Source organism: Chloroflexota bacterium, from assembly GCA_020850535.1.
Lineage (GTDB): Bacteria > Chloroflexota > UBA6077 > UBA6077 > JACCZL01 > JADZEM01.
The window spans coordinates 1-24,242 of the sequence record JADZEM010000053.1; the positions used below are offsets into that span (position 1 = coordinate 1).

General features: G+C 69.5%; 22 protein-coding genes. 8 read left to right on the plus strand and 14 right to left on the minus strand.

Annotated features, from left to right (window positions below):
- Positions 1-240: 240 nt before the first annotated feature.
- The 3 genes from IT306_08000 to IT306_08010 are packed head-to-tail and all read right to left on the minus strand — an operon-like array spanning position 241 to position 4,927.
- The gene (locus IT306_08000) at positions 241-1,632 is read right to left on the minus strand and encodes a TldD/PmbA family protein (GenBank protein MCC7368349.1); all 1,392 of its coding nucleotides are present in this window, start codon (positions 1,630-1,632) and stop codon (positions 241-243) included.
- Positions 1,629-3,053 carry a TldD/PmbA family protein gene (locus IT306_08005; protein ID MCC7368350.1) on the minus strand — a complete coding sequence of 475 codons (1,425 nt, stop codon included), beginning with the start codon at positions 3,051-3,053 and terminating at the stop codon, positions 1,629-1,631. The genes IT306_08000 and IT306_08005 overlap by 4 nt, the downstream gene beginning before the upstream one ends.
- Complete coding sequence (locus IT306_08010; protein ID MCC7368351.1) at positions 3,050-4,927, minus strand: carboxypeptidase regulatory-like domain-containing protein; 1,878 nt, start codon at positions 4,925-4,927, stop codon at positions 3,050-3,052. Before IT306_08010 ends, IT306_08005 begins: the two co-directional genes overlap by 4 nt.
- A 329-nt stretch (positions 4,928-5,256) precedes the next feature.
- On the opposite strand from IT306_08010, the gene IT306_08015 reads away from it, so the two are divergent.
- The 5 genes from IT306_08015 (at position 5,257) to IT306_08035 (ending at position 9,657) form a co-directional block, all read left to right on the plus strand.
- Positions 5,257-5,643: a hypothetical protein gene (locus tag IT306_08015; protein ID MCC7368352.1), complete on the plus strand. Its 387-nt coding sequence runs from the start codon at positions 5,257-5,259 to the stop codon at positions 5,641-5,643.
- A gap of 166 nt (positions 5,644-5,809) precedes the next feature.
- Positions 5,810-6,634 (plus strand): cytidylate kinase family protein, encoded by an 825-nt coding sequence (locus tag IT306_08020; protein MCC7368353.1) that lies wholly within the window; start codon positions 5,810-5,812, stop codon positions 6,632-6,634.
- A gap of 5 nt (positions 6,635-6,639) precedes the next feature.
- Positions 6,640-7,704, plus strand: coding sequence for a DNA polymerase III subunit (locus IT306_08025; protein ID MCC7368354.1), 1,065 nt, complete (start codon positions 6,640-6,642; stop codon positions 7,702-7,704).
- Between the two features lie 2 nt (positions 7,705-7,706).
- Positions 7,707-8,021 carry a hypothetical protein gene (locus IT306_08030; GenBank protein ID MCC7368355.1) on the plus strand — a complete coding sequence of 105 codons (315 nt, stop codon included), beginning with the start codon at positions 7,707-7,709 and terminating at the stop codon, positions 8,019-8,021.
- A 118-nt stretch (positions 8,022-8,139) separates the two neighbouring features.
- Positions 8,140-9,657: a hypothetical protein gene (locus tag IT306_08035; GenBank protein MCC7368356.1), complete on the plus strand. Its 1,518-nt coding sequence runs from the start codon at positions 8,140-8,142 to the stop codon at positions 9,655-9,657.
- Positions 9,658-9,805: 148 nt separating this feature from the next.
- Here the strand turns inward: IT306_08035 and IT306_08040 are convergent, their stop codons facing one another.
- Positions 9,806-10,816, minus strand: coding sequence for a hypothetical protein (locus IT306_08040; protein ID MCC7368357.1), 1,011 nt, complete (start codon positions 10,814-10,816; stop codon positions 9,806-9,808).
- A 191-nt stretch (positions 10,817-11,007) separates the two neighbouring features.
- Positions 11,008-11,595: a sigma-70 family RNA polymerase sigma factor gene (locus IT306_08045; protein ID MCC7368358.1), complete on the minus strand. Its 588-nt coding sequence runs from the start codon at positions 11,593-11,595 to the stop codon at positions 11,008-11,010.
- Between the two features lie 314 nt (positions 11,596-11,909).
- On the opposite strand from IT306_08045, the gene IT306_08050 reads away from it, so the two are divergent.
- A complete protein-coding gene (locus tag IT306_08050; GenBank protein MCC7368359.1) occupies positions 11,910-12,518 on the plus strand; it encodes a DUF892 family protein in 609 nt (202 codons plus the stop codon).
- A 130-nt stretch (positions 12,519-12,648) separates the two neighbouring features.
- On the opposite strand, the gene IT306_08055 is transcribed toward IT306_08050, so the two are convergent.
- The 8 genes from IT306_08055 to hrcA form a co-directional block, all read right to left on the minus strand.
- A complete protein-coding gene (locus IT306_08055) occupies positions 12,649-12,993 on the minus strand; it encodes a histidine triad nucleotide-binding protein (GenBank protein MCC7368360.1) in 345 nt (114 codons plus the stop codon).
- A gap of 29 nt (positions 12,994-13,022) precedes the next feature.
- The gene (mtaB, locus tag IT306_08060) at positions 13,023-14,489 is read right to left on the minus strand and encodes a tRNA (N(6)-L-threonylcarbamoyladenosine(37)-C(2))-methylthiotransferase MtaB (GenBank protein MCC7368361.1); all 1,467 of its coding nucleotides are present in this window, start codon (positions 14,487-14,489) and stop codon (positions 13,023-13,025) included.
- 72 nt (positions 14,490-14,561) lie between these two features.
- Positions 14,562-15,425 (minus strand): SAM-dependent chlorinase/fluorinase, encoded by an 864-nt coding sequence (locus tag IT306_08065; protein ID MCC7368362.1) that lies wholly within the window; start codon positions 15,423-15,425, stop codon positions 14,562-14,564.
- Positions 15,422-16,234, minus strand: coding sequence for a 16S rRNA (uracil(1498)-N(3))-methyltransferase (locus tag IT306_08070; protein ID MCC7368363.1), 813 nt, complete (start codon positions 16,232-16,234; stop codon positions 15,422-15,424). Before IT306_08070 ends, IT306_08065 begins: the two co-directional genes overlap by 4 nt.
- Positions 16,235-16,254: 20 nt before the next feature.
- Positions 16,255-17,175, minus strand: a complete 921-nt coding sequence (gene prmA, locus IT306_08075; protein ID MCC7368364.1) for a 50S ribosomal protein L11 methyltransferase — start codon at positions 17,173-17,175, stop codon at positions 16,255-16,257.
- Positions 17,176-17,251: 76 nt separating this feature from the next.
- The gene (gene dnaJ, locus IT306_08080) at positions 17,252-18,382 is read right to left on the minus strand and encodes a molecular chaperone DnaJ (GenBank protein ID MCC7368365.1); all 1,131 of its coding nucleotides are present in this window, start codon (positions 18,380-18,382) and stop codon (positions 17,252-17,254) included.
- A gap of 83 nt (positions 18,383-18,465) precedes the next feature.
- Positions 18,466-19,119: a nucleotide exchange factor GrpE gene (locus IT306_08085; protein MCC7368366.1), complete on the minus strand. Its 654-nt coding sequence runs from the start codon at positions 19,117-19,119 to the stop codon at positions 18,466-18,468.
- 3 nt (positions 19,120-19,122) lie between these two features.
- Positions 19,123-20,244, minus strand: a complete 1,122-nt coding sequence (gene hrcA, locus IT306_08090; protein MCC7368367.1) for a heat-inducible transcription repressor HrcA — start codon at positions 20,242-20,244, stop codon at positions 19,123-19,125.
- 518 nt (positions 20,245-20,762) lie between these two features.
- Between hrcA and IT306_08095 the strand changes: the two genes are divergently transcribed.
- The gene (locus IT306_08095) at positions 20,763-21,659 is read left to right on the plus strand and encodes a DMT family transporter (protein ID MCC7368368.1); all 897 of its coding nucleotides are present in this window, start codon (positions 20,763-20,765) and stop codon (positions 21,657-21,659) included.
- Between the two features lie 122 nt (positions 21,660-21,781).
- A complete protein-coding gene (locus IT306_08100; GenBank protein MCC7368369.1) occupies positions 21,782-22,618 on the plus strand; it encodes a hypothetical protein in 837 nt (278 codons plus the stop codon).
- Positions 22,619-22,974: 356 nt separating this feature from the next.
- Here the strand turns inward: IT306_08100 and IT306_08105 are convergent, their stop codons facing one another.
- Positions 22,975-24,051, minus strand: a complete 1,077-nt coding sequence (locus tag IT306_08105; GenBank protein ID MCC7368370.1) for a hypothetical protein — start codon at positions 24,049-24,051, stop codon at positions 22,975-22,977.
- Positions 24,052-24,242 lie beyond the last annotated feature (191 nt).

A 24,242-nucleotide genomic window follows, 5' to 3' on the forward strand; every position in this document is an offset into this window, starting at 1 on the left:
AATCGTATGTTGAGCGCGTCGTGCCGCCGCGTCGGGGCTTGAAAGCCCCGCCTACGATCCTGCAGTCGCTGCGCGACGCGCCAGTCGCACCAGTGCCTGCCGTTCCCGACGGCCGTCGCGCAGCGACTGCATGCGTGTAGGCGGAGACTTCAGTCCCCGACCGCTCGCTTGACGGCGTTTCGGGAACACCGCCGGCGACTGACAAACAGGCCGCCCGATACGCCGCCCAACAGGCCGCCGCTACCGCCCCCCGATGGTCACGTCGTCCACGACGACGGTCGGCGCACCCACGTACCCGCCTGCGCCGCTGATCCAGCGCAGGTCCGAGCCGCATTCGCGGAGGTTCTCCAGCACCTGGAGCATCGGCGCTGCGAGTGTCACGCCGCTGACCGGCTCGGCAAGCTCGCCGTTGGAGATCCGCCGCCCAGACGCCCCGACCGAGTAGTCACCGCTGACGGGGTTGATGCCGCCGACATTCCTGGACGAGACGACGTACAGTCCCTCGTCCACGCCGGCGATCAGCTCCTCAGGTGAGCGCGTCCCCGGACTGAGGATCAGGTTGGTCCCGCCGACCTCCGGCAGGAACTTGAACTGCGAGCGCGTGCCGTTCCCCGTCGAGCCTGCGCCGGCCTGCCGCCCCGACTCGACGTTGTGCAGGAAGCCGCGCAGCACGCCCTGCTCGATCAGCGGCGTGCGCTGACTGGGAACGCCCTCACCGTCGAAGGGGAGGGTGGCGGGCGCACCGGAGACCGTCCCATCGTCCACGAAGGTGACCGTTGCCGCACCGATTCGCCGCCCGATCCACGGCTCGTCGCCGTTGCGCGCCGCGAAGAGGGAGCGCCCCTTGACCACGGCATCGCCGAAGAGCGCCTGTGAGACCCCACGCAGCAGGTCCGCGATGATGTCTGGCTCGAAGACAACGGTGGCGCGACGGGTGGTCAGCGGCGCGCCGCCCATCGGGGTGACGGCTCGCAGGGCCGCCCGCCGGCCGATCTCCTCCGGCACGAGGCCGCCGGGGCCACGGGCGACCACGCCAGCGTAGCCGCGTTCGGCGAGGCCGTCCTGGCGCGCGATGATGCTCAGCGAGATGTAGCAGGATGTGGCCGCCGTCGTCAGCGCGATCCCACGGCTGTTTGCGACGGCGATGCGCTCGACGGTCTGGCCGAAGCGCTCGATGTGCGGCGCGTCGATGCGGGTATCCGCCGCGAAGGCGGCCTGCTCCGTGCGGGTCAGGAGGCTGACGATCTCCTGGACCGACAGTTCGGGGACGGCTGGATCGAAGATGCCAAGGTCGGCCGCCGAGATCGGGGCCGGATCGGGGAGGACACGGGAGGGGTCGGGAGCGCTGGCACGGGCCAGCCAGACGGCCTGCTCCGCGAGGTCGGCCCGGCCGGCCGGGTCCAGGTCCGAGCCGCTTGCGAACCCGAGCGCGCCGTTGACCAGCACCCGCACGCCGACGCCGCGCGTCCCGGCCGTCGTCAGCGACTCGATGCTGCCGCCCCGCGCATCCACCACGCGGTTGGTCGCGGCCTCGAAGTACGCTTCGGCCTCGTCGGCGCCCGCCGCACGGGCACGCTCGACGATGTCCGCGCAGATGTCCAGTCCGTCAGTGGCCGAGAGTGGGGCGCTCATGCGCCGCCCCCCGCCGTCCCGCCGACGATCATCTCGCTGACTCGCAGCGTCGGCTGGCCGACGCCGACGGGCACGTGTTGTCCCTGTTTGCCACAGGTGCCCAGCCCCGGGTCGAGCGCGAAATCGTTGGCCACGGCGTCCACGCGCGCCAGCACCGAGAACGAGTCACCGGCCAGCGTCGCGCCGCGCACGGGCACGGTCAGGCGTCCGTTCTCTATCAGGTAGCCCTCGGTGACCGAGAACACGAACTGCCCGCTGGTGGTGTCCACCTGCCCGCCTCCCAGGCTGACCACGAAGAGGCCGCGCGGCGTGTCGGCCAGCACCTCTTCGGGCGTGCTCGGCCCGGGCTGCACGATCAGGTTGGTCATGCGCGGAATCGGCAGCTTCTGAAACGACTGCCGCCGTCCGTTTCCTGACGTGGGCAGGCCCAGCGCGCGGGCGTGTTTGCGGTCCGTCAGGTACCCTTCCAGCACGCCGTCCACCACGCACATCGTCCGCTGCCCGGCCACACCCTCGTCGTCCACGCGGTACGAGCCACGATGGTTGGGGATCGTCGCGTCGTCGATCAGGGTGACGATGGGGTTGGCGACCCGCTGGCCGAGCTTGCCGGCGTAGACCGAGCTGTTCCGCTCGATGTGGTCGGCCTCAAGTCCGTGGCCGACCGCCTCGTGAAAGAGGACGCCGCCCCAGCCGTTGCTGATCACGACCGGCATCGTGCCGGCCGGCGCGGGGATCGCGTCGAGCATGCGGATGGCCCCGTCCGCCGTCTCGCGCCCCAGGATCTCCGGGGCGTGGCGGTCGTACAACTCCAGGCCAAGCTGCCCACCGCGCGCCCGCCGCCCGACCTGCCGAACGCCGTTCCGCTCGGCGGTGACCGCCGTCATCATCTGCACGACCCGCCGCTCGTCCTCGGCCAGCGTGCCGTCTGAGCTGGCGATCAGCACCCGCTGCACCACGTCGGCGAATCGAACGGTGACCTGGACGACCTCGGGGCCGGCCTCGCGGGCGGCAGCATTGGCCCGTTCGAGCAGCGCCGCCCGCTCGTCGATGGTGGCCCACTCGGCTGGCCGGGCCGGCCGCGGGGCGTGTCCAGCTTCGACGGGGATCAGCCGGGAGACCTGGGCGCTGGGCGCAGGCGCGTGCGCCACATCACGGGCCGCGCGCGCCGCGGAGAGCAGCCCCGCCTCGTCCCACCCATCGGCGTAGGCGTAGCCCGTGACCCCGTTCGCGACGACGCGCACCCCGACCCCTCGCTCCTGGGTCAGTTGCAGCCGGTCGAGACGGTCGTCCTCCATCGTGAAGGTGGTCGCCCGCCGGTCCTCCGCGAACAGGTCCGCGAACTCGCCCCCCGTTGCCAGCGCTTCGGCCAGGACGCGCTCGATCAGCGCTGGATCGAGACTCAGGGTTGGGCGGTCGGTCACGGACGAACGCCCAGTCCGCCACGGGCGTACTTGTTCGACGGATCCCACATCATCCAGCCGTTCGCTCCCGCCGCCATCGCACCGGTCCGCTGGGCGTCGATCTCGGCCGTCCGATACGCGCGGCCCGTCTGCCAGGAGTAGTCGTCGAAGTATTGCAGCCAGGGCCGCACGACCGCGCCCTGCTCCAGCGTTCGCGCTCGCGCCCGCCGGACGCTCTCGAAGGCGACATCGTGCGGGCGCTGGATCACCTGCGGGTAGTTGATGAAGCCCGGCACGCCGGCCCTGAACGACGATGGGTAGAACGTCGGGCAGAGGTAGTCAACCAGGCTGGCGAGCGTCGTCAACTCGTGGCCGACGCCGTTGTCGCCGTCGTTCCAGGCGACGTACCCCATCACGGTGGCCGACACGAACGCGCCCGAGACGCGGACCTCGTCGTGCGCCCGCCGCAGGAAGTCGCTGACGGCGTCCACCCGATCCCGTGCAGTGTGCCAGGGCCGCGAATAGCGGGCCTGATTGGCGAGCATCCCGCCGCCGGCCTGCTCGACAGGGAAGCGCACGTCGTCAAACTGGACCTCGTCGAAGCCCTTGAGGGCCGCCTCGCGCGCAAGCTGGACGTTGTACTCCCAGACCTCGGGGCGGAACGGATCGACCCAGAAGCGGCCCTCGGCATCGGTCCAGGGCTTGTCGGTCAGTCGTTCCCGGACGGCCACGTCCACGCCGGCCGGCTCGCCGTTCTTCGCCAGCAGCTCGTCGCGGAACACGACGATCCGCGCGATGGTGTAGACGTTTCGCTGCTTCAGTTGCTGGAGCAGTTCGTCGATGTTCGGGACAGTGGTCTCGGCGTTCGCGCCGATGGCTTCCGCGAGCGGCACGCTGCTGCGGTACGACAACCGGCCACGGTCGCCCTTGACGTCGATGACGACGGCGTTGACCTCGGTCTTTTCGGTGAGCGCCAGTACGTTCTCGCGCAGGGCACGGTCGCCAACGCCGAAGTAGGTCAGATAGACGGCGCGCGCCGTGAACGGTTCGAGGCTGGCGACCACGAGCCGGCTCTGGCTGGCGTCAAGGTCGAGCCGCTTGAAGCCGGGCGCGAGCACCCGCAATGGACCCCGCGGCCGGCGCTCGAGCTCGAACCGGCCGTTTGTGTCGGTCGTCATGGCAAGGTCGCCGTCGGAGACGAACGCCCCTTGAATCGGGCGGCCGGTGGTGCCGTCGATGACCGCGCCAAGGATCCGTGGCTGCAGGTGAACGCGCAAGCTCGGCTCGCCACGGAAGGTGACCAGCGCGTCCCGGTAGTTGGGAGACGAGACGGTCACCTGAAGTGATTCACGGGCTGGCTCGATGCGGAACTGGCCCGTGGTGACCGAGTGCGCCCGTGCGCCAGCCGCCTGCACGATGACGTCGGCAACTGGTTCGTCGGTCTCGGCGTCGCGGGCGTCGATGGCGAACGCGCGCGGCGCCAGCTCGACGTCCACCTGTCGCCGCGCCAGGATGCTCGCCTGGGCCGACTGGTAGCCGTCAGCCTCGACCTGCAGGCGGTCGGTCGGGCTGACGCGATCCACGGCGAAGCGGCCGTCGGCGCCGGTCTGGGTCGCCGACCGCCCGACGCCGATGCGTGCGCCGGCAATCGGCTCGCCGGAGGCGGCGTCGCGGATCCGGCCAGCCAGCGGGGCCTTCGGCAGCAGCAGGTCGAGCGGCGCGAGGGCCAGGGCGAGGATCGCCAGGACGAGGGCGCCGATCCAGAGCGTCGAGCGCTCAGGCCGTGCGACAGAAGATGCGGCTTCACGGCGCAGGAACCGCCGGATGGGCACCAGCGGCTGCCGGGTGCGCCCGTGGGACACGCGATCTCGGATCAGCGGCTCAGGAGCGGACACACCGGGACTCAATCCCCATGCCGTCGCAAGAGACAACCCCGCTGGTCGTCACGTTCGGGCAGGTATTGGGCGATTGTAGTCCGGATCGCGAGTTGTGGCAACGGTATGGGTGTTTCGTCGCCTTCAGGAGACAGAAGAGGGATGAGCACCGGGCGCGCGCAGGGATCGCGGGGCGAAGCGGGCCGGCGAACGGGTCGGGCTGCCGTCTGGAGAGCGTGCCACGAAATGTCCTCGTCGGCCACCCCTCGACGTTTGAATGTGTGAAAGACCATGTGTATGGTGCGAATCCGCGCCAACATGGCCGTGCCTTCGCGAGGATTGTCAGCCTGATGCGTTCTCATTCCCTGATGCGGCGCGCCTTCTGGATGAGCGTGACAGCCTGCCTCCTGGCGCTCGTCACCACTGGCTGCGCCTTGCTGGACACCGGCCTGTCGTCGGCTGGCACGCTCACGCGCTCGGGCGATGGCGGCGCGCCGTACCTCGTCGTCACGGTCGGCGGCTCGCCGGCCACCACCCCGACGCTGACCGTCGCCGAGACGATCCCGGACTCGACGCCGTTGCCGACACGGGCGCTCCCGACGCCCGACCCGAACGCGACGGCCCGGCCAGTCGCTTCGCCGAGCCTGGCTCAGCGGACCGTCTCCAACGGCGCGCGTGCGTCGCGGCCGCCAGACAACCTGGTGCCGCAGGGCTCGCCAGCCGCCCGGGCTCCGTAGCCGCTGCCGACGCGCCGTCAGGCTCGCGCTCACCATCCTGGCGGCCGCGACCTGTCGGCCCTGTCACGACCGGCAGAAACGTCTCCCTTCGATTCGGGCAGATGCTAGAATCCGGTCACTGCCGGAGCCGGCGGACGCTCCAGCGCATTGGGGCGCGGAGGGTGACATGCCAGTGGTGACCATTGCGCGTCTGTTGGGGAGTCGGGGTGACGAGATCGGCCGGGCGCTGGCCGAGCGTCTGAACTACCGATACCTCGATCATCGCCTGCTGCTTGACTACGTGCGCGAGTTTGGCGAGGTCGAGGCCAATGCGCCCGAGATCGCCGAGACGCGCCCGTCCTTCTGGGAGCGTCTGAACGAGGAACGCCGCCGTCACGCCATCGTGGTGCGGTGTGGGGTCTACGGGTTCGCCAAGGACGACGATGCCGTCATCGTCGGGCTGGGCGGCAACTACCTGATGCGCGGCATGAGCCATGCGCTCCGGACCATCACGCTCGCGCCGACCAACGTGCGCGTGCAGCGCGTGATCGAGCGCCACGCCGGCAACCTGGACCCGAACACGGCGGCCGAGGTCGTGCGGCGGAGCGACCGCGAGCGCGGCGGGTTCATCCGCTACATGTACAACGCCGACTGGCTCGACGTGCACGCCTACGACATGGTGCTGAACACGGCCAACCTGGAGATCAACCAGGCGGTCGAGTTGCTCGCCTACTCGCTGGAGCGCGCCGAGATCACCCCGACGGCCTCCTCGCTCCAGGCCATCGACGACCTGGCGCTCGCCTCGCGGGTCGAAGCAGTGCTGATCTCGAACGCCGGCATCTGGATTCACGGGCTCAAGGCGACCGCCGAGCGGGGCGTGGTGACGATCTCCGGCGAGGTCATCACCGACGAGGACCGTGAGTACGCCGAGGAAGTGGCCGGCGGCGTCCAGGGCGTGCGCGCCATCGCCAACGACCTTCGGATCCAGCCGCCGCCGCTCACGGGCATGTAGGCGGCGTGTCCACCGAGCATCCCTGGGGGATCGTCGGCCACGAGCGGGCCGTCGATCTCCTGCGCCGGTCGATTCAGCACCGGCGCATCGGCCACGCCTACCTGATCAGCGGCCCGCTCGGCGTCGGGAAGCGGACGCTGGCCGTGCGGCTGGCCCAGGCGCTGAACTGCGAGCGTCTCGGCCCGGGCGTCGAGCACGGCCCGCTGTTCGCGGACGAGGCCGCCGCCGGCGATCCGCCCTGCGGCGCGTGCCGCCGCTGCCGCCTGATCGAGAGCGGCGGGCACCCCGAGGTTCGGGTTGTCGGCGTGCAGGCGCCACACCGCGTGATCCGGGTGGCGGACGTGGAGTCGATCCAGGCCGACGCGTCGTTGCGGGCCGCCGACGTCTACCGCAAGGTCTACATCCTGGAGCAGGCCGAGCTTCTGCACCCAGATGCTGCCAACCGCCTGCTCAAGACCATCGAGGAGCCGCCGCCGTCCGTCGTCATGGTCCTGACGACCGTCGATCCTGAGGCGACGCTCGAAACGATTGTGTCGCGCTGCCAGCACCTGCGCCTGAAGCCCCTCGAACGGGAGCGGCTGACCGGCTATCTCGCCCAGCAGAGCAACGTCGAGCCTGAGCGGGCCGAGCTGATCGCCGCGCTGGCCGACGGCTGCGTCGGGCGGGCGCTCGACCTTGCCGGGGACAGCCGGGCGCTCGAACGGCGCGCGAAGCACCTGGACGAGCTGACGGCGCTGCTCTCGGCGGACCGGGTGGGGCGGCTCCAGTTCTCGCGGACCCTCGGGGACCGCTGGTCGAAGGATCAGGACAGCGTGCGCGAGACGCTCCAGGTCTGGCTGCGCTGGTGGCGCGACGTGCTGCTGCTCCAGGGCGGGCTGGCCCATCGGATCGTGAACCTGGACCGGCGAGGGCAACTTGAGCGGCTGGCCAGGACGCTCGACGCCCGACAGGCCGGCGCAGCCGTGGAGAGCGTCCGCGACATCCTCCAGATGCTGGATCAGAACGTCAACGCACGGCTCGCACTCGACGTTGTGGCGCTCGATCTGCCGCGCACGGACCGGGTGGCCTGAGCGTGGCTGGCGAGCGCCCGGTCGGCGTCCGAGCCGTGACCGGCTGGCTACGGCATCGGTTGGTGTGGGCGTCGCCCAACGGGGTGACGCTCCGCCACGGCGACCGTGTCCTGGTCGAGGACGGCGCAACGTCCTGGTTGGCCGAGGTGGTCGTGATGCCCGACCAGATCGTCGAAGCGGTGTCGCTGGACGTGTTGCCCCGGGTGGCGCGGCAGGCCAGCCATGCCGACGGCTGGCCCACACCGCCGGAGCGGGCAGGGGCACGCCTGCTGGCGACGCTCGGGCCAGCAGGAGCAGGCCAGCCACTCTCAGGTTGACGGGTTCAGCGCACGACGCGCCCGACATGCAATCACCCTGAGAAGACAGTAGCTGGAGTTTTGACAGAAGCCCGAGGTCTGTGTAGACTTGCGCGTTGTCGAAGGGTGATTGCGTTCCATGCTCAACCGACTCACTGCCATGGCGCTGCTGGCGCTCCTGACTGGCGTGATGGTGCTCCAGCCTGCGACGTCCACGGTCCAGGCCAGCTTCACGCTGGTCGGGCTGGCGGACGGTGGCAAGCCGAGCGGCTCGTCGCTCTCGCCGGCCGGCAGCCTGACCATCGTCTCGGATGACAGCGGCGCGCCCGTCCGCTACACGATCAGCCTGGCCTGGGTCCGCGGCCGGCTGCCGGAGATCGCCCAGGACGACCTGCTGAGCGTCGAGGTGGAGGTGCTGCCGGACGGGACGCTCGTCGCGAGCAGCGTGACCAACCAGACCGACCGCCAGGGCACGGCCAACCAGGGCCGCTCGACCGGCTCGGTCCAGATACGCGAGCAGCCCCGCCAGCCTTCCACCACGGACAAGTCCAACGAAGGTCCCCCGACCTCCACGGGTACACCAACGCCCGCATCGACAAACGTTATCCGCATCCTCGATACAGCGGGCAACGTCGGCTGGTACACCTCGCTGCAGCTGAACGCCAGCGGCAAGCCGGTCGTGAGCTACTACGACGAGGGCAATGGCGACTTGAAGCTGCTCGTCTGCGGAGACGCCACCTGCTCGGCCGGCACGACGATCCGCACGCTTGACTCTGGCGGGGATGTCGGCCTGAACACCTCGCTGCAGTTGAACGCCAGCGGCCACCCGGTCGTGAGCTACGGGTCGGCCATCATCAACGACTTGAAGCTGATCGTCTGCGGAGACGCCACCTGCTCGGCCCCCACCATCCGTACCCTCGATACAGCGTTCGACGTCGGCCGGTACCCCTCGCTGCAGTTGAGCGCCAGTGGCCACCCGGTCGTGAGCTACTACGACGAGGGCAATGGCGACTTGAAGCTGCTCGTCTGCGGAGACGCCACCTGCTCGGCCTCCACCATCCGCACCCTTGATGTAGGGGGCATCGTCGGCCGGGACAACTCGCTGCAGCTGCACGCCAGCGGCAAGCTGGTCGTGAGCTACTACGACAGCACCAACGGCGACTTGAAGCTGATGGTCTGCGGAGACGCCACCTGCCTGGCCGGCACGACGATCCGCACCCTTGACACAGCGGGCAATGTCGGCCGGTACACCTCGCTGCAGCTGAACGCCAGCGGCTACCCGGTCGTGAGCTACTACGACAGCACCAACGGCGACTTGAAGCTGCTCGTCTGCGATGACGACACCTGCTCGGCCCCCACCATCCGCATCCTCGATACAGCGGGCAACGTCGGCTGGTACACTTCGCTGCAGCTGAACGTCAGCGGCAAGCCGGTCGTGAGCTACTACGACGAGGGCAATGGCGACTTGAAGCTGCTCGTCTGCGGAGACGCCACCTGCTCGGCCCCCACCATCCGCACGCTTGACTCTGGCGGGGATGTCGGCCAGTACACCTCGCTGCAGCTGAACGCCAGCGGCCACCCGGTCGTGAGCTACTACGACGTCACCAACGGCAACTTGAAGCTGATCGTCTGTGGTGACGCCACCTGCAGACCCTGACCTCTCTGCGGTGCGCTGAGGCTGCGCGGCCTCAGCGCGTGGGGGCATGTACGGGGCAGGCGGAGAGGGCGCTGCCGGGTCTGCTGATCCCGAGAGCGCCCGACGCCGCACCCGTATGGTCTCAGAATGGTCTCAGGCCGGCATGGGTTCAAGTGCGCGCCGCCCGGCCCAGCGCCAATGACCAGCCGAGCAGGACAAGCGCGATCAGCGCCAGGATCAGGCCGCCCGCGCGCAGCGGCGTGACCTCAAAGCCGGCGACCCGGGTCGGCAGGTCGGCGGTGGTCCCTGGCGCGATCGGCGCAAGTTCCGCGCCGGTGCCGGCCGGAGCTTGCGGCGGCGCGATCACGGCGACAGAGGTGGTGCGCGGCGGCATCGTGGCCTGGGCCGGCTGCTGGGTGGCCTGGAAGGGGGCCGTCGTGCCCAGGGGGCCGAGCGTGGGGGCGAGGGCAGGGGCCGGCTGGACGGCCGGCGCAGCCGCTGGCTTTGCGGCGGATCCTGGCTGTGCAGGCTGTGCAGCGGCCGCGGGCGCCGCCGCTGGCGCGGGAGGTGGCGCCGCCGCGGCCGGTCTCGCCGCGCTGGCCGCCGGCGCGGACCTTGCAGCTTCGGCCGGCTTCGCAGCCTCGGCCGGTCTGGCGGCGTCGGCGGGTCTCGCCTCGGCCGGCTTCGCGGCCTCGGCCACGGGCGGGTACTCGGCGCGGCCGGCTGTCGTGCCTGTGCGGGCCTCGGCGGCGTTTTCGGCTGCCGACCGTGCCGACGGCTGCCCCCCGACCATCGTCGTGGTGATCTGCATCGCGCCGGACGTCTCCTGGTACTGCTTGGCCGAGGTGCCTCCCAGCAGCAGGGCGTCCGCCGAGAAGAAGACTACGCACAGGACGGCGGCCAGCGCGCTCAGCGCCCGCGTGAACGGGATCAGCCGCTGGTATCGTGGCCTGGACGCCGCAAGGGGGACGGGGATGGTGAAGTTGCGGGGAGGAAGGTGCAGGGGTATCGCCCGCAGCAGCATCTGGACCGAGCGCAAGCCTTCAAGCTCGGACGAGCACCGGTGGCACCCATCGACGTGGTCCGTCAGGAACCAGCGGTCGCCGGGCTCAGCCCGGTCGTCGAGCAGTGCCGACAACTGCTCGGTCGACGCGTGCTCCGGACTCCCGATCTCACGCACGAGCCGCACTTCCCAGGTACATGCCAGTCTCCAACCGCTGCCCTACACCAACCCACTGGGGCGCTAGGGTAACGAACTCTCGCCGCGCTGTGCACGCTCGCCAGTGTCCTGCCAGCCCCCTGCAAGGAGAGTGCCCTGCATCACCGGGGCTGCCCGGCCCAGCGTGCGCGCCACGCGGCGCTGTTCGCATCTTACTGATCATGACGCTCAAGCTCGCTCGGAAGTTCCCCGCGTTCGGTCAGGAATTCGCGAAGGCGGGCGCGGGCGCGGCTCAGCCGTGACTTGACCGTCCCCAGCGCGATGCCTTCGATCTCGGCGGCCTCCTCGTAGCTCAGCCCCTGGACGTCGCACAGCACGACGATGGTTCGCTGATCGTCGGGCAGCAGCCGCAGCCCCTGCTCCACCATGCTGACCGTCTCCGATCCGAGGGCCGCCCGCTCCGGGCTGACCTGGCGGTCGGCGAAGATCGGGTTGTCGCCGCTCTCCTCGACGATCACGTCGAGCGAGGTGGAGGGCCGCCGCTGCCGACGCCGCAACAAGTCGTAGCAAGTGTTGACCGTGATGCGCAGCAGCCACGCCTTGAAGGAGCCGCCCCGGAAGTCGCCCAGGGCGCGGTAGGCCGCGACGAACGTCTCCTGGGCGGCATCGGCGGCGTCTTCGGGGTGGCCGATGGTCCGCAGCGCGACGTTGAAGACCGTCGTCTGGTGCAGCAGCACAAGCTCGTTGAAGGCGTGGGGATCGCCGCGTTGCGCGGCCTCCAGCGCTCGCGACTCGGCAATGCCACGGTCGGCGATGGAGGACAACAGCTCGCCTCGCGGTCCCGAATTCTGTGCGATTGGCAGTCGGCGCTGACGCAGGCCGACTGGCGGACGCACTCATCTCGCGGCGACCGCACTCGCGCCGACCAACTATACGACACCATCCGGGCGCGAGTCAGTCAATCCGGCGACACTTTGGCCCGGCCCCGGCGGACCGAAGCGCGTCCACGCATTGTCCTGACCGGGCACGGAATCTGCGTACCCTCGCCGATTGGAGGCCGGAGACGGCGCCCGGTGTCTCCCTCCGCGCGACGCATAGCTAGAGGAGGCAGCTCATGGCCGACGATAAGAGCCTTTCCACGATTCAGACCTACGCCAGCGACATGTACTCGCTGGAGGCGCATATCGAGCAGGCAATCGATGCCCAGGTTGAAAAGGTCAAGGATCACCCCAAGGCGGCGATGGCGGTCCGCCGGTTTCATGGCACGGTCCGCAACCAGCGCGATGCCATGAAGGCGCACCTCGACAGCATCGGCGGCAGCAGCACCGGCACGCTGAAGGGCGCTGTGACCAACCTCTTCGGGATGGCGGCCGGCGTCATCGACAAGGTTCGCCCGGAGGCCGCCTCCAAGATCCTGCGCGACGACTACACGGCCTTCAACCTGGCGGCGATGGGCTACCACATGCTGTACGGGACGGCCTTGATGCTGAACGACCAGAAGACGGCGGCCCTGGCCGAGCGGCACCACCGCGCCTACACCGACATGGTGCAGGACATCAATCAGATCATCCTGACGGTCGTGGCCGAGGAGCTTCGTCAGGATGGGCTGAAGCTGAACGAGAAGGCGATGGACAGCGCCACCGAGACGATGAATCAGGACTGGCGGTCCACCGCGCCGACCGGTTCGACCACGGGAGCCACGACGCGCGGCTCGCTGGACTAGTGGCTCGGCAGGCGTGAATCGCAGGGTCGCTCGGTGCCCATCGTCATCCCGACTGCGGCGAGAAACGACCTCCCGTCCGCCATCCCGACCACGGCGTGTCAGTGGCCCGGCCCCCGCGCCACTGACACGCTCACCCCGGCGGCCACGTCATCGGTCGGCCGCCGAAGACGTGCACGTGCAGGTGACCGACGGACATCTGCGCGTCCGGCCCGGTGTTGATCACCAGCCGAAAGCCGCTCTCGCCAACGCCGGCCTCCTTCGCCACCGCCTGTGCTGCTCGCAGCAGGTAGCCGATGTCGCCTTCGTGTCGCTCCTCCAGCTCGTTGACCGAGCCGACGTGGGTGTTCGGGATCATCAGGAGATGGACCGGCATCTTCGGGTCGATGTCCCAGAATGCCGTGATCCTGTCGTCCTGGTAGACCATCTTCGATGGGATGGTCCCGGCGACAATGCCGCAGAAGATGCAGTCGGGCATGGGAGGCTCCTTCCGAGCGCCGAAATGAACTAGCGTGAGCGGGCTGCAGCCGCGCTGCGATGCGCCGCGACGACCATGTCGGCAGTCGGGGCGAGCGTGCCGAAGATGCCGCCTTCGGCCAGTGCGCCCAGGCGGACCGGGGTGATCTGCCCGTCGTGCAGTGCTCCCGTCGTGTCGCGCGCGTAGACCTTCAAGTAATTGTCCGTCAGGCCGGTCCAGAGCGCCGGCTCACCGTCTCGGAGCGGTGCGGGCGCAAGCTCCTCCCACAGCACGGGCAGCGTCCGACCCAGGAACCGAGATCGATAGGCCGTGCGAAGCGTCGCGTCGAGCGCCCGGGCTTCGTCGCTGCGCTGCCGCTTGATGGCCGGCGGCACATCGTCCGGCAGGCGGGTGGCGGCTGTGCCCGGGCGCGGCGAGTAGCGAAAGACGTGCTGCTCCGCGAACGCCATCTCCCGCACGAAGGTGAGGCTGTCAGCGTGCTCGGCAGCCGTCTCACCAGGGAAGCCAACCATCAGGTCGGCCGTGATGGCGACGTCGGGCAGGACCGCCCGAACCCGCGCAACCAGCGCACGGAAGTCCGCCGTCCTGTACCGCCGGACCATCCGCTTGAGGACCGTGTCCGACCCGCTCTGAAGGGGCAGGTGCAGATGCCGGCACATCCGTGGGTCGCTCCAGAGATCGAGGAAGCCGGGCGGCCAGTCCTGCGGCTGGATCGACGAGATGCGGATGCGGGGCATCGGGGTCTCGGTCAGCACCCGCTCGACCAGCGTGGTCAGCGAGGGGCCGCTGCCCTGGTGGACCCGTCGTGTCGCGCGGTCCCAGTCCGAGCCGTACGCGCCGATCTGCACGCCCGTCAGCACCGCCTCGCGGTATCCCAGCCGGTAGAGCAGGTTGACCTCGTCGACGATGGCCTGAACCGGCCGGCTGCGCTGTGGGCCGCGCGCCAGCGGCACGATGCAGTACGTACAGTGGCTGTTGCAGCCGTCCTGCACCTTGACGAACGCCCGGCCCCGCCGCTCCAGGGCTGGCATGAGCGTCACCCAGCCGGGCCGCTCGGAGCGGTGCGTCCAGGTGTCTCCATCGGGCGCGGCGTCCCCTACGTCCGGCATGGACGGCACGAGACCCGCCGCCGCCAGCTCCCGGACGATGCCGTCCTTGCTCTCGTTGCCGACGACAAGGTCGACGCCGTCGATGCTGGCGACGGCCCCGGCGTCAACCGAGGCGTAGCACCCCGTGACCACGAGGTAGCCGTCAGGGTTGGCACGAGCAGCCTGCCGGATCGCCTTCCGGGAGCCCTTGTCGCCGTCCACCGTGACGCTGCAGGTGTTGACGATGGCGAGGTCGGCCGGCTCACCAGGATCGACCAGCTTGACGCCGACTCGGGCAAGGCTGACGCTCCACTGGCGCAGCTCGCCCTGGTTCACCTTGCACCCGACCGAGTGCAAGGCGGCTGTGCGCGCCGGCGGACGCGGGGTGGTCGGCTGGTCGGTCAGCATGCACGTATCCTACCAGTGGCCTGCCAGACGAGCGCCAGCGGCGACCGTCGCAGGCGTCTGCCGCGGCCAGTGTCAGGCAGTGGGTGGCCGCGGCGCGTCACGGCCGGCCTGGTCGTGGTTTGAGGTGGCGGTGACCCCAGCACCGATGCCGAGACCGAGCGTCTTGCTGGCGCTTCCGTTCGGCACGGCGATCTCGAGCAGGCCAGTGCTGCCGATCAGCGCAACAAGCTGGCCGGCCTCGGCCACTTGATAGTGCGGCGACAGACCTTCGACGATCTCGTCGCCGATGACGACGGACGGTCGGCGCGGCAGGTCGGCCAGCCCGAGCGTGGTGATCAGGTTCCCGAAGTGGTCGACGTGGACGACCGTCCCCTCGGCCTTGACGATCTGGCCGCCGGGCGCACGGGTCAGCTGCGGTGACGGGAACAGCAGCTCCACGATTGGCTCGGCTGGCGATCCGACTGTATCCAATGGGACGCCGCGCGCCAGGTGCGCCGCCACCGGCCCGAACAGGTCGCGGGCATGAAAGGTCGCGCTGAGGGGTGAGCGCCAGAACTCGGGGCTGTCCAGCTCGACGATCCGCAGCCGCTCGGCGCGCGATCGGTCGGACGACGGGCCGGCCAGATCCTGCAAGATCCAGGAGAGCAGCCCGTTGTCCGGAGCGACGAATGTCTGGTCTCGCACCTGCACGGCGATGGGCCGTCGGGCCGACCCGACGCCCGGATCGACCACGGCCATGACGACCGCGTCAGCAGGGAGATACTCGATGGCCGTCAGCAGCGCGAACGCGCCGGCCCGCACGTCCCGCGGCGGGATCTCGTGGGTGAGATCCACCAGCGTGGCGTCCGGCGCGATGCCGAGCATGACGGCTTTGACCACGCCGACGTAGGTGTCTCGTGTGCCGAAATCGGTCAGGAGGAAGATCGGTCGGGTCATGGCACATTCTCCATTGGAGCAGCATCGACCGCTGGTGTATCGCCGGGCGGCGGTTCGAGGTCGCCAGCCTCGTAGAGGGCCAGGGCGGCGAGGATCGGGCCGGCCGTCTCGGTGCGGAGGATGCGCGGCCCGAGCGAGACGGTCAGCGCGCCGAGACGGCGTGCCAGCTCGATCTCACTGCCTGAGAAGCCGCCCTCCGGCCCGACGAAGAGTGCCATGCTGACCTTCCCGTTTCGCAGCACCTCGCGCAGCCCTCGCTCGGACTCGCGCTCCCAGGCCACGACCACCGGACCGTGTGCTGCCGCCTCTGCCAGCGCGTCGGCGAGTTTCGCAGGCCGGCCAACCTCGGGCACGGTGCTGCGCTCGCACTGTTCGGCGGCCTCGGTCACGACGCGCCGCCAGCGCTCCAGCCGCTTGTCGTCCACGGCCTCGCCGCGCGGCACGATGCTCCGCTCACACCAGGTGGGCACGAAGCGCGCAACCCCGACCTCACTGCCCTTCTGGAGGACCGTCTCGAAGCGCTCGCGCGGGACCAGCGCCTGGTAGAGCGTGAGCGTCAGGCGCGGCTCGGGGCGGCCAGCCCGCACCGATTCGACCGTGCCGACCACCGTTGAGGAGCGGACCTCGGTCAGCCGCACGAGGTGCTCCTGGCCGTCACCTGCCAGCAGCACGACCTGCTGCCCAGACTTCAGGCGGAGCACGCGGCTGATCTGGTGGGCCTGCGAACCGGTCAGCACGACATCGACCCCAGGCCGGGCGTCGTGCAGGGCGTCTGGCTGGACGAAGAACCGGTGGAAGCCGCGCGTCATCGGTCCGAGCCGGTTGCCGGCTAGCTCGCTGCCGGTCGTCGAACGATCATGGCGATCCAGTCGCCCTCGCCGCGCGTCTCGACGTACTCCCACCCGGCTGCTTCGTAGGTAGCCCGCACATCATCTGCCGCGGTGGCCAGGATGCCCGAAAGCACCGCCTGACCGCCCGGCCTGATGGCGTCGCGCAGGCCCGCTGAGGCGTTCTTGAGGATGAACGTGCTGATGTTCGCGGCGATTGCGTCGAACGGGGCGCCCGGGACCGGCACACCCGGCTCGACGGTCCCCTTGCGGATCCGGATCTTCCGAGCCACCTTGTTCCGTCGGGCGTTCTCCTGCGCCACCTCGACGGCGATGGCGTCCACGTCAATCGCCTCGATCCTCTTCGCGCCCAGGAGGGCCGCCGCTATCGAGAGAATGGCCGAGCCGCACCCGAAGTCGAAGACGTTGTCGTCGGGCTGGACGAGGTCTTCGAGCGCCGCGAGGCACATCCGGGTCGTCGGATGCAGGCCGGTCCCGAACGCCATCCCCGGGTCGAGGCGGATCACCAGATCCTGCGGCTCGCGGGCGCGTCGTCGCCAGGACGGCACGATCACCAGTCGCTTCCCCACGCGATGCGGGAAGAAGAAGCGCTTCCAGGATGTCGCCCAGTCCTCTTCGGCGATCACCTTGACCTGGAGCGGCTCGACATGCCGGAGCCGCCCGAGGTGCCACGCCGCCTCTTCGAGCAGCCGTCGCTTCTCCTCGGCCTCTTCGTCCAGGGGGATGTACGTCTTGACGACCACGTTGCGATTCGGGTCGATCCAGCCGCCGTCCTGATCTGGCGATTGCAGCACCGGTTGATCGATGGCGACACCCCGTCCCCACCGCCCGAAGACCTCGGCAACGGCGTCCGCGGCCTCCGGCTCGGAGACGCTGCTCAACTCTAACCAGCTTTCAGGCATGGTGACTCCATGGCATGGAGGCCCTCACTCAACGGTGGGAATGGCCCTCACCCCCCGACCGCTGGAGCACAACCAGCTAGCCCAGTAGATCCTTGACCTTGTCGAAGAATCCCTTGTTTTCCTGCGGCGTGACCTTGCTGTCGAACGTCTCCGCGAGCTTCTTGAACAGGTCGCGCTGCTGCGCCGACAGCTCGGTCGGGATCGAGACCTTCAACCGCACCAGCAGGTCGCCGCGCGTCTGTTCGCGGAGATACGGCACACCTTTGCCCCGCACCCGGATCGTCCGCCCGTTCTGGGTGCCGGCCGGCACCTTGATCGGCACCGGTCCGTCGAGCGACTCGATCTCCAGCTCGTCGCCGAGCGCCGCCTGCGCGACGTTGATCGGCAGCTCGACCAGCAGCTCGTTGCCCTGGCGGTGGAAGTAGCGGTGGGGCTGGACGTGGATCAGCAGGTAGAGGTTGCCGGCCGGGCCGCCCGCTGGCCCCGGCTCACCCTCGCCGGCCAGCCGGATCTGCGAGTTGTCGTCGATGCCGGCCGGGATGCTCACCCGCAGCGTGCGCGTCGCCCGCACCACGCCCTGCCCACGGCACTCGACGCACGGATCCTGGATGATGTTGCCCTCGCCCCGGCAGCGGTCGCACATGCTGACGTTGACCATCTGCCCGAAGATCGACTGGTGGCTGCGCCGCAGCTCGCCCGTGCCGTTGCAGCGGGTACAGGTGACCGGTTGCTTGCCAGGCTCGATCTTCCTCCCGTCGCAGCGAGCGCAGGTCTCGTGCTTGGGGAAGGTGATGTCGCGCTCGACGCCGAAGACGGCCTCTTCCAGGGTCAGCGTGACGTCCGTGCGAAGATCCGCACCGCGCTGCACCCGATTGCGCCGCCCGCCGGCCGTGCCCGCGTTCGCCCCGAAGAAGCTCTCGAAGATGTCCTCGATGCCGAAGCCCGCGAAGCCGCTGAAGCCGTTGCCGTTGAAGCCGCGCTCGGCGGCCGCATGCCCGAAGCGGTCGTACAACTGACGCTTCTCGGCATCCGCGAGCGTCTCGTACGCTTCCTTGACTTCCTTGAACTGCTCGGCTGCCCCGGCGTCCTTGTTGCGGTCCGGGTGGAACTGGAGGGCGAGCCGCCGGTACGCCTTGCGGATCTCGTCCTCGGATGCGCTCCGGCCAACGCCGAGCACTTCGTAGTAGTCACGCTTGGTGGTGGCCATGGGCCTCCTCGGGAGCTTCTCGGCGCGGGCGGACGGGCGACGGTGCGCTGACGCGTCTCATCTCGTCGTGCTGCATCGACTGATTATGATGCCACAGGGGCGTCGTCGGTTCCCGATGTTTCGCCGCCTTCGGCAGGCTCACCATTCGGATCGGCAGGCTCACCATTCGGAGCGGATGCGGTGGCCGCCGCCGGCGGCCCGACCTTGACCATCGTGGGGCGCAACACGCGCTCCTGGAAGGTGTACCCGCGCTGCAGCTCCTGCACGACCACGAGCGTGTCGCTGCCCTCCGCGCCCTCGTCGCGCAGGACCGCCTCATGGTGGTACGGGTCGAACTCCTGGCCGAGCGCGTCGATCGGAGCCAGGCCGCGCGCCTGCATCAGCGCGAACAGCTTCTGCCCGATCATGTAGACGCCCTCGATCCAGGTGAACGTGCGGAAGTCGCTGGGCAGCACCTGGAACGCCCGCTCGAAGTCGTCGATGACGCGGAGCAGCTCCAGGGCCATCGCGCCCTCGGCCTGCTTGCTCAGGTCGGCTTTCTCCTGGTCGGTGCGCCGCTTCCAGTTCTGGAAGTCGGCGGCGGAGCGCTGCCAGTTCGAGTGGTAGCGGTCGGCCCGCTCGCGGGCGTCGGCCAGCTCCTGCTCGAGCTGGGCGATCTTCGCCTCAGCGGCGGCCAGGGCGTCCTGCGGGGCCGTGTCAGGCGCACCGCTGTCGGTCGTGTTCGGGTCAGTGGACATCGTCTAGTTCCTGTGATCCGGCCCGTTGTCCGGGTCGGTTGGTCGTGTCGCGGCGTCGGCTGCGGAGGCCGTGCGTCCGGTCGGCTTGTCGCCGTTGGAGATGGCGTCCGAGACCAGCAGGTCCAGCAGGTCGCCGATGAAGCCGACCATTGCCACGGCCCGCCAGTACGCCATACGAGTCGGCCCGAGCACGCACAGCACACCCTGCACGTCCGTGCCTGCGCCGTAGCGGGCCAGCACGGCGCTCGTCTCGCGCATCTCTTCCAGCGGATGCTCGGTGCCGATGATGACCTGCACACCGCTGCCGTGCAGCGCCTGCGACAGCAGCTGCCCGAGCATCTGGCTGCGCTCCAGCACCTGCACCAGCGGGACAGCTTTCTGGCTGTAGGTGAACTCGGGCTGGCTGAGGATGTGGCCGAGGCCCTCGTAGTACACGTCCTCGAACGCCAGCTCGTCGGCGTGCTCCAGGATGCGGGCGACGGCCACGGCAGCCTGCCGCTCGACCTGCCGATCCGGCGCATCCAGGGTCGCCGCGAGCAAGCTCACCTCGTCAGAAGCCTTGTCGTCGAGCAGGGCCGTCAGATAGTTGCCGACCCGGTCCAGGGCGTCGCGGTCGCAGGCCTGCTCCAGGTGCAGCACCTGCTGGCGTACGCCGCCGGAATGGAGCAGCACCGTCACCAGCGCCACGGTGTCCTGGACCCAGACCAGCGCCACCCGGCGCACCCGCGCCCGGGCGGAGGTCAATGGCGTGACCACGGCGGCCGACTGCACGGCGTTCGCCAGGACCGAGGATGCCAGATGCGCCCAGCGGTCCACGTCCGGCTCGACCTGGTGGAACTGGTGGCGGATCATCCGCTGCTCGCCGGCCGGCGGCCCCTCGTGCTCCATCAGGTGCTCGACGAAGAAGCGGTACCCCACGTCGGTCGGGACGCGGCCCGCCGAGGTGTGCGGATGGGAGATCAGCCCGAGCTCTTCGAGCTGCGACAGCTCATTGCGGACGGTGGCCGAGCTGACGGACGGCTCATAGCGCCGCACGATGACCTCGGACGAGACCGGCGTGGCCGACCGGACGTACTCCTCGACCACGTGCTTGAGCATGCGCCGCCGTCGGGTCGTGATCTCCACGCGTCCTGCTCCAAGTGAACACCTCGGCGAGCCGCTGCAGCAGCCGGCCGCTGTGGCAGGTTAGCACTCATCCGCTGAGAGTGCTAACGCTGACTGGTACTGTAGCTATAGCATCGGTTTCGGGAGCGTGTCAATACGGTCCGGGCCTGCCGCAGGGCGATTGCAGGTTGGGCGGGTCGTGCAGCGTGTCGGGGCTTGAAAGCCCCGCCTACCATCCTGCAGTCGCTTCGCGACGCTCCCGTCTCGCCCATCGACGGTGTTCCCGGCGTCCGTCGCGCAGCGACGGCATGACTGTAGGCGGGGGTTTCAACCCCCGACTGCGCGTCGCATGGCGTTGCGGGAACATCCCCGAACGTGCAATCGCCCTGGGGCCGCCCGAGCCGTGTTCGGGGGATGCGTGCTACCCTCCCGCTCAGCATGGTTGAGTTCAGGCGACGATTCGGCGCTGACGGCGTCCTGCGCGCGATAGGCGGGTTCACACCCGTGCCGGCGACGTGGCCCCGATGAGCGCGGCGCCGGTGCACGCTCCGTCGACACGGCCCGATCTGATGACGGTGCTCGCGCTGGTCGGCGCGACCGCCGGCTGGGGCGTCGGCTCGACGGCGACCCGTCTCGCCGTGGCCGAGCTGCCGCCACTGACGCTGACCTGCCTGCGGTTCGGCTCGGGGGCGCTGCTGCTGCTCGCGCTGCTGTGGTGGCGCGGGCAGACGCACGGACTGCCGGCCCGGCGCGCCTGGGGAGCGTTGCTGATCCTGGGCCTGCTGGGCGTGACGCTCTTCGGCGCGCTGATGACCGTGGGCCTCCAGTGGACCGGCGCGGCCGAGGGGACGCTGATCCAGGGCCTCAGCCCGCTGTTCACGCTGGCGTTCGCGTCGATCTTCGCGGGCGAGCGCGCGCGCCGCAACCAGGTGTTCGGGGCGTTGCTGGCGTTTTCGGGGCTGGCGACGATCCTCCTCAACGAGTTGGCGGCCTGGAGCGCCGGCGGTCAGCGACTGTTCGGGGATGTCATCCTGATCGGCTCGTCGCTCTGCTGGGCCGGCTACAACGTGGCCGTGCGGATGACGGCCGATCGGGTCAACCTGGGCGAGTCGAGCGCCTACGCGCTGCTGATCGGAACGGCCCTGCTGACGCCGTTTGCGCTGCTGGAGCCGCCGCGCACGCCGCTGCTCCAGATGTCGGCCTGGGGCTGGATCGGGCTGCTCTACCTGATGGTGGTATCGACCTGTCTGGCGTACATCTGGTGGAACGCTGGCATCCGGAAGATCGGCGCGGGGCGGGCGGCGATGTTCAGCTTCATTGCGCCGGTGGCCGCGATGGTCTCGGCCATTCCCGTGCTGGGCGAGTGGCCAGGGCCGTCGCAGCTGGTGGGCGGCGGCCTGATCCTGGCGGGACTGTACCTTGCCAATCGGCGGTAGCGTCCCTGACGGTCACGCCGGCGCGGTCACGCCGCCGTGCGCCCACTGACAGGCGCGCCCGTTCCCGCGGTACCATCCGCGCGGCGGTCTGACGGCCGCGACGGAGCCCGGGAGAGCTACCTGTGAACGTTGAACTGTTGCGGCGCTCGGCAAGGGCCGCCGCCGTCGCCCTTGGCGTTGCGATCCTGACCGGTATGAGCGTCGCGCCGCCGCTGGCGGGCGCGCAGGAACCCGCGCCTACCCCGAAGCCGGCGGCGACGAAGCCTGCGGAGAAGCCTGCCGCTGCCGCCAAGCCGGCCGCCTTCGACCCTACGCTGCCGACGCCGCCAGAGGTCACCGGTGGCGTCTTCCAGAACAGCCTCGCCAACGCCGACATCCTGCCGTCCGGCCGGTGCTTTGGTGGTCGGTCGCACGGGGAGGCGGTGGACGAGGGATTCAAGGTCACCGTTGGCGGGCGCTGCGTCGAGTCGGCGGAGACGGCTGAGCTGGCGCTGCCGGCGCGCGGCGTGAGCATCGGCGACGGCGACCTCGCCATGGACGTCAAGGCGGTAGCTGGCGCACAGCGGGCGCAGGTGACGGTCTACCTTCGCAATCAGCCCGGCAAACTGGCCGGCGTCACGGTCAATCTCGCCAGTGGCGAGGCGAAGGTCTTCACGCTGATCGACGGCAACATGAACGTCGTCGCGTCGCGGACGGATATCGGCGGGCTGGCGACGCCGACCGACTGGAACCGGCTCGGGCTGCGGGTGCGCGGCGGCGAGCTCTGGCTGCTCCTCAACGACGATCCGATCCTCTACGCCGCCGACGTGCTGACCGACGTGGGCGGCGCGGGTGTCCGGCTGCTCCGCGAGGGCAACCCCGACGACGAGGATGAGACGGCGGTCGTCTTCCGAGACCTGACGCTGTCAACGGTGGCCGGCGGCGGCGATGGCCGCGCCCCAGCCTACAACCAGCCGTAGCCTGGTGGTCTGTCAGTCGTGAACGACCGGGGTGGACCCATGCCGATGCTTCCCTCGTCATCCCGAGCGACGTGAGGCTGCTCCCGTCACCGTCATCCCGAGCGACGTGAGCTTGCGAACGCAGTCGAGGGATCTTCCCCATCGTGGTGGCGTAAGGAAGATCCCTTCGCTCGTTCCTCGCTTCGGTCGGGATGACAGAGTGGTGGTCGTGCCTCGCGTAGCTTGCCCTGAGCCTGCCGAATGGGGTCGGGATGACGACGGGCGCTGAGCGACCCGTGGGGCGACCCCCGCTCGACCTCTCACAGAATCGGGCGGGGGACAAGCCCCTGCGCCACGTCGGCGGCCTTGCGACGTTGTCAGCCCTCGGTCGGCGTCGTGATGATGATGTTGTCGAAGCTCACCACCGGCGGCGGGCCGAACGCGATCGCGCCGATGCCGATGCGCCCCTTGGCGATGGCGGTGTCCTTCAGGTCGAACACGTCCTCGCCGTTGACGTTGACGCGAATCTCGTCCTGGAAGCAGCGGACCACGACGCGGTTTACACCGCCGCTGGTGTCCACGGCGCTGGACTCCTGCCAGCCGGTGTTGCCGGTCGTCTCGCCGTTCACGATCTTCATCAGCAGGACTTTGCCGTCCTTGGCATCGACGGCCAGCGAGTAGGTGTTGTTGTTGTCCACGTGGCGGAAGAAGACACGGAAGCCAGCGTCCACCTGGTTGGCAACGCGGGCGTCCATGGTCATCGTGAAGTCGGTGACCTCGGGGCCGAAGCCCGTCCACCACGCCTGCGATGGATCCTCGGGCGTCCCAGGGATCTTCATCTTGATGGTGTAGCGGCCGCCTTCCTCGCTGTGCGTGGCGAACTCGGTGTCGCCTTCCGTCGCGGCCTTCGAGCCCTCGCGGAACTCGCTGGTGAACAGGATGTCCGGGATCTTGGAGCCAGGATAGGTCAGCGAGCGGAACAGGCGATAGGGCTGGCCCGGGCTGAAGCCGCCAGCCTTGGAGTGGACGAAGATGTAGTACGCACCCGGGATGTTGACCGTCGTGTCGATGACCTGGGCGCCGTTCGCACCGGGCGCGGATGTGGCGATCTCGTCGCCGTTCCAGTCGGCCAGGAACAACTCGTAGGCGGCGGGCATCTCTGGCATCTCGACGTGGACATCGGTGTTGAAGTCCAGCACTTCGATGCGGTAGGCGTCTACGTCCCTCGCGGACGAGATGTAGCCGGCCGCGTCTGAGCTGGGGCCGAGATAGCAGGCGTTCTGGAACGAGTCGTTCGGCTCGGGGCAAGGGTCACCTTGCGCGGCCGGTCCGAGGATCGGCGCGGTGCCGGCGGTCCAGCCGGCCGCCGAAGCCGGAACGCTGGTGAACGGAGAGAGCGCAGGCAGGATCGCGAGCGCGGTGGCAACCGTCGCTCGGGCCAGTCGAGACCACATGGGACGCCTCCTGACAGCAGTGTGCAACCACCCGAGCAGGCGAACTGTCCGTTGGGCGACAGTCCGCCTGTCGGATGTGAAACGGTCAAATCGAGAAACGGTTCGCGGGAGAGGACGAGGGCGATTGCATGTTCATTGGTGTACCCGAAGCATCATGGAACGGTCGGTCGGGGACTGAAGTCCCCGCCTAC

What these genes read in the sequence shown, in the direction of transcription:
- IT306_08065 (MCC7368362.1), bottom strand. Translation starts at nt 15,425, where the DNA reads ATGACCCGACCGATCTTCCTCCTGACCGATTTCGGCACACGAGACACC.
- dnaJ (MCC7368365.1), bottom strand. Translation starts at nt 18,382, where the DNA reads ATGGCCACCACCAAGCGTGACTACTACGAAGTGCTCGGCGTTGGCCGG.
- IT306_08035 (MCC7368356.1), top strand. Translation starts at nt 8,140, where the DNA reads ATGCTCAACCGACTCACTGCCATGGCGCTGCTGGCGCTCCTGACTGGC.
- IT306_08105 (MCC7368370.1), bottom strand. Translation starts at nt 24,051, where the DNA reads ATGTGGTCTCGACTGGCCCGAGCGACGGTTGCCACCGCGCTCGCGATC.
- IT306_08000 (MCC7368349.1), bottom strand. Translation starts at nt 1,632, where the DNA reads ATGAGCGCCCCACTCTCGGCCACTGACGGACTGGACATCTGCGCGGAC.
- mtaB (MCC7368361.1), bottom strand. Translation starts at nt 14,489, where the DNA reads ATGCTGACCGACCAGCCGACCACCCCGCGTCCGCCGGCGCGCACAGCC.
- IT306_08070 (MCC7368363.1), bottom strand. Translation starts at nt 16,234, where the DNA reads ATGACGCGCGGCTTCCACCGGTTCTTCGTCCAGCCAGACGCCCTGCAC.
- IT306_08055 (MCC7368360.1), bottom strand. Translation starts at nt 12,993, where the DNA reads ATGCCCGACTGCATCTTCTGCGGCATTGTCGCCGGGACCATCCCATCG.
- prmA (MCC7368364.1), bottom strand. Translation starts at nt 17,175, where the DNA reads ATGCCTGAAAGCTGGTTAGAGTTGAGCAGCGTCTCCGAGCCGGAGGCC.
- IT306_08015 (MCC7368352.1), top strand. Translation starts at nt 5,257, where the DNA reads ATGCGTTCTCATTCCCTGATGCGGCGCGCCTTCTGGATGAGCGTGACA.
- IT306_08050 (MCC7368359.1), top strand. Translation starts at nt 11,910, where the DNA reads ATGGCCGACGATAAGAGCCTTTCCACGATTCAGACCTACGCCAGCGAC.
- IT306_08020 (MCC7368353.1), top strand. Translation starts at nt 5,810, where the DNA reads ATGCCAGTGGTGACCATTGCGCGTCTGTTGGGGAGTCGGGGTGACGAG.
- IT306_08085 (MCC7368366.1), bottom strand. Translation starts at nt 19,119, where the DNA reads ATGTCCACTGACCCGAACACGACCGACAGCGGTGCGCCTGACACGGCC.